Raw genomic sequence first — 13,978 nt, 5'->3', positions numbered from 1 at the left:
TATCTCAGCCACTTCTCAGATGATGAGAAGTGGCTTTTTACACTTTGTATGGAAATCTGTGGATATTGCCTATAATTAATTAAGGAAAATAAATAGCAATTTGGTTGTTTTGCTCGGGAAAACCGAAATAAAAACACTAAACAAGCGATTATTCCTGAGGTAGTGAACTCTATAAACTCATTTGTATTCTTTGTTAATCGCTTATTAACATAATAAATATAAGGGCAATTTCATGAGTGATATTATTCGCGATTTTTTCAAAATGGAGTCTGCGGGCGGCATTTTGCTAGTGATTGCAGCTGCAATCGCAATGACAATCGCTAATACAGATCTAAACGAAGCATACCAAGGCTTTCTTCATACATACGTATTAGGTATGTCGGTTTCGCACTGGATCAACGATGGCTTAATGGCAGTCTTCTTCTTGCTTATTGGTTTAGAAGTTAAACGCGAGCTACTTGAAGGCGCGCTGAAATCTAAAGAAACTGCAATTTTCCCAGCGATCGCTGCTGTCGGTGGTATGTTGGCTCCGGCATTGGTTTATGTCGCATTCAACGCTGGTGATGCACAAGCAATCCAAGGTTGGGCGATTCCAGCTGCAACAGATATTGCATTTGCTTTAGGTATCATGGCGCTACTAGGTAAGCGTGTACCAGTTAGTCTAAAAGTATTCTTACTTGCTCTAGCAATCATTGATGATCTTGGTGTTGTTGTCATTATCGCACTGTTCTACACAGGCGACCTATCTACAACAGCGTTGGCGGTCGGATTTGCCATGACGGCGGCTCTATTTATGTTGAACGCCAAGAAGGTCACCAAACTGACACCGTATATGATCGTTGGTGCTATTTTGTGGTTCGCAGTACTTAAGTCAGGCGTTCACGCTACGCTAGCTGGTGTTGTGATTGGCTTTGCTATCCCACTACAAGGTAAGAAAGGTGAGCACTCTCCGCTGAAACATATGGAGCATGCACTGCACCCTTACGTAGCATTTGGTATTCTGCCTCTGTTCGCGTTTGCAAATGCAGGTATTTCACTAGAAGGTGTTTCACTATCAAGCTTAGGTTCGGCACTTCCTCTAGGTATTGCGCTTGGCTTACTTGTTGGTAAACCTCTAGGTATCTTCACATTCAGCTGGGTGGCGGTGAAGTCAGGTGTTGCAAAACTTCCTAAGGGCGTTAACTTCATGCATATCTTTGCTGTGTCCGTGTTGTGTGGTATCGGCTTTACGATGTCTATCTTTATCTCGTCACTAGCGTTTGGTGCGGTGAATGCAGAGTTTGATACATATGCTCGTTTAGGTATCTTGATGGGCTCAACAACTGCAGCGCTATTGGGTTACTTCCTACTACACATCTCGTTGCCAAAGAAGGCAGCAGCGGTAGAGAGTAACGAGCAGTTAAACTCTCATCACTAATCTGGTTAGTAACCAAATAGAAGGCCTTGCTAATGAGCAAGGCCTTTTTCATGTATGTAAGCTAGTTGATTACTTTTCTATGATGGTAAAAATTGTCCACTCATCAATGACTTTTTCTGTTAAACCTACTACTGTGGCGGTTACGCGGCGATTTAGCGCATGGGACGTTTCATCATCACCATCGGCTTCTAATCGAGATTCACCATAACCGACTATAGTTACGCGTTCAGGGTCAACGTCATAGTAGAGTAGTTCATCTTCTACAGCATGCGCTCGTTTTTTGGATAACTCTAAATTATATTCAGGATCGCCGACCTTACTGGCATAGCCTTGAATCTGAATAGAAGCGCTCTTATATTTATCAAGAAACTCCGCCATGGTTTGAATTTGGTCAGAGAATATTGGGTTGATTTCGTAAGAGTTGTTAGCAAACAATATTCGTAGCTGACGCTCTTCCTCTTCAACGACCGCAGCGCCACAACCGTCGTTGTCTACTAGTGCTCCAACGGGTGTTCCGGGACAAATATCACGAGCATTGACTACGCCATCTTTATCATCATCCGTTAAATCTGAAATTTGATTGGCGACTGGCGTTTCAATATATTCATATTCGTCTTGAGCAATAACAGCGGTGTGGTAAATGGCTGATACGGCGACTATTGGTATTAAATATCTGATATTCATATTAGTACTCCACACGCTTAGTCCATTCTTCCGGTGTATCAACTAGCAGTGCATCTAACAGATTCCCGGTTGCATTCATGACACGGTATTTAGCGTACTGTTCCGCGTAGTGTGCATCGAGGTAATCTTTTCTTGCTTCGAATAGTTCATTTTCAGTATTGAGAAGATCGAGTAAGGTACGTTGACCTATGCGGTATTGTTTCTCATACGCAATTACGGTTTCGGAAGCTGAATCAACATGGTCAGCAAGGAAGTTCTTTTGTTGAAGTGTCAGATCCAACGCACTCCATGAAAGACGTAAGCTTTCCTCAACCTGACGATAGGCGTTATCTCGTAAATCTTTCGCTTGGTTGAGTTGGTAAGCTGCTCTTTCGGATAGATCGCTATCGGAGCCACCGTTGTAGAGGTTGTATCTCATACGAAGCATTGCAAGAGTTTCATCGCTACTTCCTTCGTCACCACCTGCGTCATCTCGCCAAGTCTGACTCGCTTCGATTGAGAAAGTAGGGTAGTAATTCCCTTTAGACTGTTTGTATTGGAAGCGGGCTGAATCTACATCGACTAACGAAACTTTTATCACGGGGTGTTCATCAAATGCCTGAACGAGCGCATCTGTCAAAGAGAGTGGCAGTTTGGTTTCGTCTGCCCTTGGATAAATCAGCCCAAGTGGTTCTTGTCCTACTAAGCGTCGGAACTGGGTATGTGTATCAACAAGGTTGTTTTGGGCCGCCAAAAGATTCCCATGCGCTTTCGCTATACGGGCCTCAACCTGAGATACGTCCGCTGTGGAACCTATCCCTGAACTTGCACGCTTTTGAATATCTCGATAGATTTTTTTGTGTACCGCTAAGTTACTTTCGGATAGCGCAAGAACTTCAGTAGCTTTCACAGCGTCCAAATAAACTTGGGTAACTTGGAGTGCAAGGTCAGAAGCATTTGCCAGTAGTTGCCACCTAATTGATTCGGCATCGGCAGATGTTCGATCAATATCGTTGAGCGTCGCATTACCATCCCACAACAATTGGGTAAGGCTCACGGTCGCTTCCTTTCGCGTCAGGTCGGTATCTGGACGAGCCGTTGACTCTGCTGGGTTAATCCCTTCATAACCAATGCCTGCATCAAGATCGATACTTGGTAAGTAAGCACCTACAGAAGCATCACTCTGCTTAACAGCGCTTTGGAATTCGTTGTAAGTACTCTTTAACTCGGGGTTACTAGCGAGAGTAATCGCCACTGCTTGTTCCAGAGTCTGAGATTGGGTAGCGAAACTGCACACAGTAATGCAGCTAGCTAAAAATGACTTTTTCCAATTCAAGGGAACCTCCTCAATTAGTATCAAGCCAAGGTTAGTACGACTGGTTTTTATTCGTCTGAGAGTTATCAGGCGTAAGTTACACCAAGCTTAGTTGACGAAATGAAAAAGTGTGAACCGTTTCGTGAAAAAGAGTAGCTAAAGTTGTGTTTTAATTTGTGTTTCGTTAGGACTTTCTTGTTATTGACTGGTTTGTAAATAACAAGGCGACTAGATTTAACTGAGTGCAGCACGTGTGATGTAACGACTCCTAATTGTGGGAATAAGGAGATTAAGTCGCGCTGACAGGGAGATCTGCTAATGAATACGAAAAATTCAGCGCTACTCGCGCTTAGTAATACGACCGTGGTGATTGATGTTAACGGGCAGGTCAGGCAGCTTTTGCCAGGTGAAGTTCCCGGCCCAGGTGAAGTTATCGTAATCGTTGGCCAGGGGGCAACTGCAGCGGTTGATGCACAACTTGTTGAAGAATCTGGTGAAGCTGTTGATCTTAATGTCGACGATGAAATTGCGGCGATTGTCTCGCAAATTGAACAAGGTGTCGATCCTACACAAAATGACGAATTTGCTACTGCGGCTGGTGGTCTGCAAGGTTCTAGTCTCACCGGCTCAGGAGATATCGAGCGTATAGGTACAGAGTCATCAGCTCAGACTTCGTTTGATACATTCGGATTGGAGTCTCAAGGCCTTTCTCGAACACAAAGTCTGGCGTTACTTGATCTGTTCGCTCAAGCGATTTTTGTTGGGCAAGACGATCTTCAATCATTCGAAACAGATATCCCTCTGGTCGTTACTGGTAGCGTTGAGGCAACAAATACCGATATTCCTACCTTTATTGTGCAAGAGAATATAGCTGGGGACTTTGGGGTCTTTTCAATAGATATTAATGGTAATTGGACGTACATTGCCAATAGTGCATTTGATGAACTCAATGTTGGGGACAGCTTAGTTGATGTATTTCCAATCGAATCTGCGGACTCCACCATAGGAAGTGTGACCATCACAATAAATGGTACCAATGATCTTCCGGTGTTTGTTGCGACTGACGACATTGTGATTAGTGACTCGGAGGAAGAGTCAATCACACCATTTGCATTCGAAGATGGCGCTTACGTATTCGATTTACCTGAGAACACGCCAGCTGGAACCACGTTAGGTGTCGTTGAAGCGACAGACGTCGACAATGATGTACTCATTTACAGCATCTCGAGCAACATTGAAAATGAAGGTGGTGATCCACTATTCCAAATCGACCCTGATACCGGTGAGTTGAGTTTAACCGATGAAGGTGAAGAGTCATTCGCCAATGACTTCGAACTCCTTGATAACGAACACCAACTAGTGGTGACAGTCACCGAAGGCGATGGTGTGGGAGAGCCTCAATCAGTCGACGTAGATGTTTTCTTCAATGAAGTTAATTTAGATGATAATGAGCCCATCTTTACCGATCAAAACGGAGAAGAAGGTGGGTATTACTTTACCTATGACGAGAATCGCAATTCAAGCGATGTGTTAGGCACAGTATCAGCAAGTGATGCGGATGGGGAAAGCGTTACATATTCGATCGTTTCTAATATTACTGACGATCAAAATGCTCCGTTATTTGCGATTAATTCCACGAATGGCCAGATCACGCTGACACAAGAAGGTGTTAACGCGTTCAATAACGATTTTGAACTCGACCCTAATGTTCACTCTATTGTGGTCAGAGCGACAGAAATTGATGGACTTGGTAGTGCCAAAAGTACCGATGTATCGGTGAGCTTAGGTGAGGTAAATTTAGACGACAATGTCCCCGTATTTGAGCGTACAAACGAAGCAGGCGAATATCAGTTCACATACAAAGAAAACATTGGTAGAGGCAAAGTCATCGGCCAAGTGGAAGCGAAAGACGCAGATGGCGAAGAAGTTCGTTACCATATTTCAAATAACGTGCTTGATGAGCGTTCTCGCCCATTGTTTGAAATCCACCCAGTGACAGGTGAGATTACGCTAACTAGAGCTGGAACTAGAGCCTATACCAATGATTATGAGCTGTTTGAAAACTCCCACAACATTGTCGTCACTGCAACAGAAGTAGATGGGCTTGGTGAAATTGAATCAACCAATGTCAATGTCACTCTAAATGAACGTAATAAAGATGATAATCGTCCTGAGTTTGAAGACACGCGACCAAATGGTAAATACCTATTCAGATATCGAGAAAATCGAGAAGAAGATGACGTACTTGGTCAGGTATCAGCATCAGACGCTGACGGTGAAAATGTGACATATCGAATTTCGGTCAATGTTGAAAGCCGAAATGGTAAGGCGTTGTTTGAAATAGATTCTGATAGCGGCGAAATTTCTTTGACTCGAGCGGGGGTAAATTCGTTTACCAATGATCATGAGTGGGCGAGGAATTTCCATAACATCGTCGTTGAAGCGGTAGAAGACCGTGGTTTAGGCCGAGTGAAATCGACAGAAGTTATCGTCTCTTTGAAAGAAGTGAACGTAGATGACAACGTACCTGTATTTGAAAATACGAATCGAAGAGGAAATTACGTATTTGAATACCCAGAAAATCGTGATGAGAATGATGTACTAGGACGAGTTCGAGCTAACGACGCTGATGGAGAACCGGTTCGCTATGCGATTGAAAATAACGTGATAGGGGCCAACTTCGAACCGTTATTTGAGATTCACCCAGTCACAGGCAGAATCACCCTCACTGAGGCAGGTGTGGAAGCGTATAGCAACGACTACGAATCACAACTTAATGTTCATCGAATTGTCGTGAGTGCAACGGAAGTCGCAGGTCTTGGCCCTAACAGAAATGTGAGTTACGTTAATGTTGTCTTGAAAGAGACGGATATCAACGAAGCGCCTGTGGCAGAAGACATTTCAATTGACCATAACTTTGTCTCTGATGAAGAAGATGTTCAGCGAAATATAGCGCAAGAAAATGAAGAGCCAATCACCACTCCTTATGGCTTTATTCCTATTCCATTTGACTCAGACGATCCTAATCGTGACCATATTTCAGACCAAGAGGATGATCTGAACAGAGACTTACTCAATGTAGTCATAACATCCCTACCAACAAGTGGCTTTTTGTTGTACACCGATGACATGGGTGATACACGGGTGCTAGATGAATCAGATTTGTATGATGATGACATTGGCCTAGAACCGGGAAAATTCTTGAACCCTCACAATATTGTTTATGTTCCAGCTCAAGGTGAAGAGTTTGTAATGGGGCAAAGAGGCAACGAACCCGTTGAAGTATCGCGAGATGGCTTTAACAACTGGGGGGATAGAGTTAATGGTAAGGAGCGTGAGTTTGAGTTAGAGAACGGTAACACTATTTCAATTAACTTGATCAATCGTGATGGCCAGCCTCTAAGACAGTTTGACAACGAGTCGTTTCATATCGGCCGAGGCATTGGTGATAGAGACTGGTTTGGTATGAATCGCAATGAAAAACTGATTATCGACTTCAGACATAACCCGTTGATGGTTATCGCATTTGGTTTAGATGGAATGGACTGGGCCTTCAGCAGTGGTAGTCCCTTCCGAGTGACAGCGATATACACATTGCAAGATGGCAGTGAGCAAGTTGAAACTTATCAACGACCGCCCGGCGATTTTGGTCGCAATCTCATGTATGACTTCGAGCATTCCTCTCCAGATAACCCAATTATTGAAATGGAGCTTTTTTCTAACGGGGGAGCTTGGGAGCTACGCTATATTGCGGGTCACGAGTTACCAACTCAACCGGACAATTTCGATTACTTTGCTGTCGATTCTGGGTATGAAATAAGTGAGACCAAAACCGTTGCTTTAGATCTAGAAAACGCGCCTCAATATGGATTGCAACAGGCGGAAGAAGAGTCAGACTTAGAAGCGAAGCTAGGGCAGGATGTTATGGTCGGTGGCGATGGACAAGATATTTTTGTCTGGCTTGATAGCACACTCGATTCCGGTACCGATGTTGTTGTGAACTTTAGTCTCGCTGATGGGGATTTGATAGATTTGAGTGATGTTCTAACGGTGGATGAACCGATAGGAGAAGATGATGACATTGACGCGCTAATCGATGCTGCGATAGATGCGGAAGTGGTTGGAAATGATGTCGTACTAACCGTGACTGGTAGTGAGTCGGAGCAAACAATCGTCATCAAAGATGGCGTCGAATCGCTCAGTACACATATTGATAATGGCGTCATTGCAAATGAAATGGATTTGTATGCGCAGATCTTAAAACTCAATGATGCAGCGTAATCATTTCGATATACCCAAAGGCCAGCCAAACGGTTGGCCTTTTTGATATTTAAGTCATTATTTGACCTCTGTAAGTGAAAAAATATTGCCAGATGATTTCAAATTATGATAATTTTCGCCGCAATCTCGGAGATGAGTCGAAAATCGACATTCTGGGGGATACGCGTAGTGATATTCGGGCTGAGTGGCACTGCGTAGGGTAGGTATCGACAAGTTCTTTTGTCGATAGACGGGATACTGTTGTCGCAGTGCGGCAAGTGAATGGGAAACCCAACATTGAACTCACTTAATAAACACACTCTAATCAGCTTAGTTCTTCCTCAATGCCCTGTTTTACAAGACAGTTGCATTACTGAACCTTGATTTAATTACTCGAATTGTAATCCATTTTCACAATGGATCGTTTCCGCACATCTGCGATTAGCTAACTGCGGTGCGACTTGCTGTACCTGTTATCTGAGATATGCCCTCAGAGACGGATAAATTACATTTCAAGGGATTAAATCATGAGCACAGCCTTTGAAGTCGATAACGCATTAAACAGTGCGGATATTGCAACTCCATTTTTGACTGAGACTCCGGTTCTTCAAGGTCTTCATGACCTCACACCGGATCAAGTTTTACTCGACCAACAAGAACATGAATCTGAGGTTCGTTCGTACCCTCGTCGATTGCCAATTGCCATTAAGCAAGCCTATGGCGCATTGGTAGAAGACACCCGTGGACAACTCTTTCTAGATTGCCTAGCGGGTGCAGGCACACTAGCACTTGGTTACAACCACCCAGAAATAAACCAAGCGTTAAAAGAACAGTTGGATTCTGGTTTACCTTACCAAACACTTGATATACCAACAGAAGCAAAAACAAACTTTATCAAGTCGGTGAAAAACTTCTTACCACAAGAGTTGGCTGAAAACAGCGTAATTCAATTTTGTGGACCATCCGGAACTGATGCCGTAGAAGCGGCAATTAAGTTGGCAAAGCAAACCACAGGCCGCAACACTATGTTTGCTTTTCGCGGCGCTTACCATGGTATGACTAACGGTACTATGGGGATGATGGGTAACTTGGGCACCAAAGCTCGTCGTACTGGCTTGATGTCTGATGTTCACTTTATGCCATTTCCGTATGACCTTCGCTGCCCATTTGGTTTAGGCGGTGAAGCTGGAGCGAAGACTGGTATTCGCTATATTGAACGTCTGTTGAATGATGATGAAGCTGGGATCATGAAACCTGCCGCCATGATCGTAGAGCCGGTTCAGGGCGAGGGTGGCGTTGTTCCTGCCCCTGCATTCTGGTTACGTGAATTACGTCGAATCTGTGATGAGCACGGTATTCTTCTCATCTTTGATGAAATCCAGTGTGGCGTGGGTAAATCAGGCTATAACTTTGCTTTTGAAGAGTCGGGTATTGTCCCTGATATTTTATGTCTTTCGAAAGCGATTGGCGGTGGATTACCAATGTCTCTGCTTGTTATCAATAAAGAGCATGACACTTGGAAGCCTGGTGAACATACTGGCACCTTTAGGGGTAACCAACTCGCGATGATTTCTGGTGCAAAGGCTTTAGAAATCATTGAGCGCGACAATCTTGTCGAACATGCAAACATCGCGGGCCAATATCTGAGACTTGGCTTAGAAGCGATTCAAAAACGCGTAAACTGCATCGCAGATGTTCGTGGTAAAGGCTTGATGCTCGGTGTAGAGGTTCGTAAGCCGGGCGCAGAACTAAACAAGTTTGGAGAGCCTCAATCTGACGGCGACCTTACGTTAAGAATCCAACGTGCAGCACTTGAGCGTGGCTTAATGGTAGAGAAGGGCGGTCGTGACGGTTCAGTAATTCGCTTCCTCCCTCCACTCATTATCTCTTTCGAGCAGATTGACTTTGCACTGCGTGTCCTTGAAGAAGCAATCATTGCAGCGGGTGGTGAATGTGTTGCACCAGAAGAGCCTAATGAAGCTTGGAAGAAGCACTTCATTCATGTAGGTGAAGCTGGTAGCGGTGAGTTCGCCAAAGTTATGAACCACACAACCGCCGCAATGAAGTCAGTATTCGAGCAAGTCGATGCGCCATACTCTGGCCTAGAGCCGAAACTGCTTGAGCAAGCAATTCATGCTGTTGACCTAGACAACAAAAATGCGCCATTGGTAGATGTGATTGATGATACTGCAGATCTCGTCGCTAAAAACTCAATCTTCGTCCAGCACCCTGACTGCATTGCTCATTTGCATACACCTCCTTTAATGCCATCTGTTGTAGCAGAAGCAATGATCGCTGCACTTAACCAATCAATGGATTCATGGGATCAGGCATCTGCTGCGACTTATGTTGAGCAAAAGGTAGTTGATTGGATGTGTGATAAGTATGAACTTGGAGCACAGGCCGACGGTATTTTTACTAGTGGTGGCACACAAAGTAATTTGATGGGCTTATTACTGGCAAGAGACTGGATCGCAGACAAGATTGGCTCTCATTCGATTCAAAAATTAGGTTTACCTGAGTACGCAAAGAAATTACGTATTCTATGCTCTAAAAAGTCTCACTTCACTGTGCAAAAGTCGGCATCTTTGTTAGGATTGGGCGAAAATGCAGTACGCTGTGTTGATGCTAACAATAACGGTACGATCAAGGTCGATTCACTTAGGTCAGAAATCGAAGCACTGAAAGAACAAGGCTTGATGCCATTTTTGGTTGTTGGCACTGCGGGCACAACAGACCACGGTGCGATTGATGATTTAAACACCATCGCAGATATCGCATCGGACAATGGACTATGGTTCCATGTCGACAGTGCTTACGGCGGCGCTTTGATTTTAAGTAGTCATAAGAATCGCTTAAAAGGTATTGAACGTGCTGACTCAGTGAGCGTTGACTTCCACAAATTGTTCTATCAAACAATCAGCTGTGGCGCTGTACTGCTGAAAGACAAAGCGAACTTTAAATACCTGCTACATCACGCAGATTACTTAAATCGTGAACATGATGAACTGCCTAATCTGGTAGATAAATCAATCGCGACTACCAAACGTTTTGATGCTTTGAAAGTCTTTATGACGATGCAAAGTGTCGGTCCAACTACGCTTGGGGAAATGTACGATCACTTGCTAGATCAAACTCAGCAAGTCGCATCTTTAGTGCAAGACCATGAAGGTTTTGAGCTTCTTGCGCAGCCATCACTGTCTACAGTGCTGTTCCGCGTAACAAATACGAATGTCACGGATCTAGACGAATTAAATAAAACTCTAAGATTAGAGGCGCTGACGCGTGGTGTCGCTGTGCTTGGAGAAACAGTGGTAGACGGTAAGTCTGCACTGAAATTTACTATTTTGAACCCGTGTTTGAAGATTTCAGACTTCGAATCTTTGTTAAACAAAATCCATGTTCTAGCGGCTGAGCTAGCAAAATAAAGGTAACGAAAACTATGGCAATTCTACAGATTGGTGCAGGCGGCGTTGGTTGGGTTGTGGCACATAAAGCGGCACAAAACAACGACGTACTAGGTGATATCACAATCGCATCACGTACCGTGGCTAAATGTGAAAAAATCATCGAATCTATTCAGAAGAAAAACAACCTGAAAGATGCATCTAAGAAACTAGAAGCACGCGCTGTAAATGCAGACGACGTTGATGCTCTTGTTGCGCTTATCAAAGAGGTTCAGCCGGATCTAGTGATCAACGCAGGTCCTCCGTGGGTAAACATGTCGATCATGGAAGCGTGTTACCAAGCGAAAGTCTCTTACTTAGATACATCAGTAGCAGTTGACCTGTGTTCTGAAGGCCAGCAGGTACCTCAAGCTTACGATTGGCAGTGGGGTTACCGTGAGAAGTTCGCTGAAGCGGGCATCACTGGTATTCTTGGTGCAGGCTTCGATCCAGGCGTTGTTTCAGTATTTGCAGCATACGCAGTTAAGCACCTGTTTGATGAGATCGATACGATTGACGTAATGGATGTGAACGCCGGTGATCACGGTAAGAAATTCGCGACGAACTTCGACCCAGAAACCAACATGCTTGAGATCCAAGGCGATTCGTTCTACTGGGAAAACGAAGAGTGGAAACAAGTTCCATGTCACTCTCGTATGTTAGAGTTTGATTTCCCGAACTGTGGTACGCATAAAGTTTACTCTATGGCGCACGACGAAGTTCGCTCAATGAAAGAGTTTATCCCTGCAAAACGTATCGAGTTCTGGATGGGCTTTGGTGATAAATACCTAAACTACTTCAACTGTATGCGTGACATTGGCTTACTTAGCCCAGATCCGTTAACGCTACATGACGGTACAGTAGTTCAGCCTCTGCACGTATTGAAAGCACTTCTTCCTGACCCAACGTCACTAGCACCGGGTTACACTGGTTTAACGTGTATCGGTACTTGGGTTCAAGGTAAGAAAGATGGTAAAGAACGTAGTGTATTCATCTACAATAACGCTGACCACGAAGTAGCTTACGAAGATGTAGAGCACCAAGCGATCTCTTACACAACAGGTGTTCCTGCAATCACTGCTGCACTTCAGTTCTTCCGTGGCGAATGGGCAGATAAAGGCGTGTTTAACATGGAACAGCTAAACCCAGACCCGTTCCTAGAAACTATGCCGGGTATCGGGCTAGATTGGCATGTTCAGGAGCTAGAAGCGGGTCAAGGTCTTCCTTTGATCCACGAGCTGAATAAAGAAGCTTAACTTGTTATTTCTCTTCATTTCGTTGTCGTCTGTGCTCATTTATACTTATAAACTCCGCGCAGACTCCTAGAACTGAAGAGAAATTCCTGCGTTAATACAAGAATCAAAGGGGACAAGGACTGTTCCCTTTTTGGTGATGACCATCTTAAAGTGTTGGTATCATTTATTTTGATTTTGTAACTCACTGCGTTCGAACAGGACAAAATCAAACTAAATCACACCAATCATATAATTTTCCTTTTCCATCTTTAGATGTAGCTTGAGTGCGTATAGAAATGACATTTAAGAAAGAAGAACTTAAAACCCCATACTTTATGATCAACGAGAATAAGTTGATTGAAAACCTAGAGAAAGCCAAGCAGCTAAAAGAGATTTCTGGCGTGAAGCTAGTGCTTGCGCTGAAGTGTTTTTCAACTTGGGGTGTTTTCGACATCATCAAGCCTTATTTAGATGGCACTACAAGCTCGGGCCCGTTCGAGGTCAAACTTGGCCACGAAACTTTTGGTGGTGAAACTCACGCTTACAGTGTGGGCTACAGCGAAGATGATGTACGAGAAGTTGCGGACATCTGCGACAAGATGATCTTCAATTCACAGTCTCAGTTAGCCGCTTACCGACACATTGTTGAGGGTAAGGCGTCAATCGGTCTTCGTCTGAACCCTGGCGTAAGCTATGCGGGTCAAGACTTGGCAAACCCTGCACGTCAGTTCTCTCGTTTAGGTGTACAAGCTGATCATATTCAGCCAGAAATCTTTAGTGATATCGATGGCGTGATGTTCCACATGAACTGTGAAAACAAAGATGTAGACGCATTCATTGGCTTACTTGATTCTATCTCTGAGCAGTTTGGTGAATACCTAGATAAGCTTGATTGGGTAAGTATGGGCGGCGGTGTGTTCTTCACATGGCCGGGCTACGATATCGAAAAGTTAGGCCTTGCACTAAAAGCCTTTTCTGAAAAGCATGGCGTTCAAATGTATTTGGAGCCAGGTGAAGCAATTATCACTAAGACAACTGATCTTGTTGTAACCGTTGTAGACATCGTTGAGAACGTTAAGAAGACAGCGATCGTTGATTCAGCAACTGAAGCTCACCGTCTAGACACGCTTATTTACGATGAACCAGCTTCGATTCTTGAAGCATCAGAAAACGGCCAACATGACTATGTGATTGGCTCTTGCTCATGTCTTGCTGGCGATCAGTTCTGTGAAGCAAGCTTTGATGAACCACTAGAGATTGGTCAACGTCTCCATATCATGGACAGTGCTGGTTATACCATGGTGAAGCTGAACTGGTTTAACGGACTACGTATGCCGTCAGTCTACTGCGAACGTTCTAGTGGTGATATACAAAAACTGAATGAGTTTGATTACTCAGACTTCAAGCGTTCACTTTCGCAGTGGTCGGTCAAATAAATAACTATGAATCATAAAAAAACCTCGCATTTGCGAGGTTTTTTACGTTATGGGGCGGGTTAAGCGGTGTCTCAAAGGTGAGGCGAAAACTGAGCTAAACTTCTAATTTAGGCTCAATAAAATAACAGTAGTTTTTTGCATCTAATACAGCTGTGTCAATTTGATTATTTGAGAAGTTAATTTATTTAATACTTTATGTTTAATAA

General features: G+C 43.9%; 7 protein-coding genes. 5 read left to right on the top strand and 2 right to left on the bottom strand.

Translation table 11 applies throughout. The annotated features are described in order from the left end of the window. Positions 1-232: 232 nt before the first annotated feature. Complete coding sequence (gene nhaA / locus AAFX28_RS17475; protein WP_408689533.1) at positions 233-1,417, top strand: Na+/H+ antiporter NhaA; 1,185 nt, start codon at positions 233-235, stop codon at positions 1,415-1,417. A gap of 69 nt (positions 1,418-1,486) precedes the next feature. Here nhaA and AAFX28_RS17470 read toward each other — a convergent pair whose 3' ends face one another. Continuing rightward, positions 1,487-2,101: an OmpA family protein gene (locus tag AAFX28_RS17470; protein ID WP_408689531.1), complete on the bottom strand. Its 615-nt coding sequence runs from the start codon at positions 2,099-2,101 to the stop codon at positions 1,487-1,489. A 1-nt stretch (position 2,102) separates the two neighbouring features. Continuing rightward, on the bottom strand, positions 2,103-3,416 hold the full coding sequence (locus AAFX28_RS17465) for a TolC family outer membrane protein (RefSeq protein ID WP_408689530.1): 1,314 nt from the start codon (positions 3,414-3,416) through the stop codon (positions 2,103-2,105). Positions 3,417-3,713: 297 nt separating this feature from the next. On the opposite strand from AAFX28_RS17465, the gene AAFX28_RS17460 reads away from it, so the two are divergent. From AAFX28_RS17460 to nspC, 4 genes are all read left to right on the top strand, one after another. Next, a complete protein-coding gene (locus tag AAFX28_RS17460; protein ID WP_408689529.1) occupies positions 3,714-7,676 on the top strand; it encodes a cadherin domain-containing protein in 3,963 nt (1,320 codons plus the stop codon). Between the two features lie 506 nt (positions 7,677-8,182). Next, complete coding sequence (locus AAFX28_RS17455; protein WP_408689528.1) at positions 8,183-11,083, top strand: pyridoxal phosphate-dependent class III aminotransferase; 2,901 nt, start codon at positions 8,183-8,185, stop codon at positions 11,081-11,083. Positions 11,084-11,097: 14 nt separating this feature from the next. Further along, positions 11,098-12,357 (top strand): carboxynorspermidine synthase, encoded by a 1,260-nt coding sequence (locus AAFX28_RS17450; RefSeq protein WP_408689527.1) that lies wholly within the window; start codon positions 11,098-11,100, stop codon positions 12,355-12,357. 275 nt (positions 12,358-12,632) lie between these two features. After that, positions 12,633-13,772 (top strand): carboxynorspermidine decarboxylase, encoded by a 1,140-nt coding sequence (gene nspC, locus AAFX28_RS17445; protein WP_408689525.1) that lies wholly within the window; start codon positions 12,633-12,635, stop codon positions 13,770-13,772. Positions 13,773-13,978: the final 206 nt, after the last annotated feature.

It is taken from the genome of Vibrio sp. TBV020, from assembly GCF_046056895.1.
Lineage (GTDB): Bacteria > Pseudomonadota > Gammaproteobacteria > Enterobacterales > Vibrionaceae > Vibrio.
The sequence above is the reverse complement of the archived record's forward strand: the minus strand, read 5'-3'. Positions and strand labels throughout refer to the sequence as shown.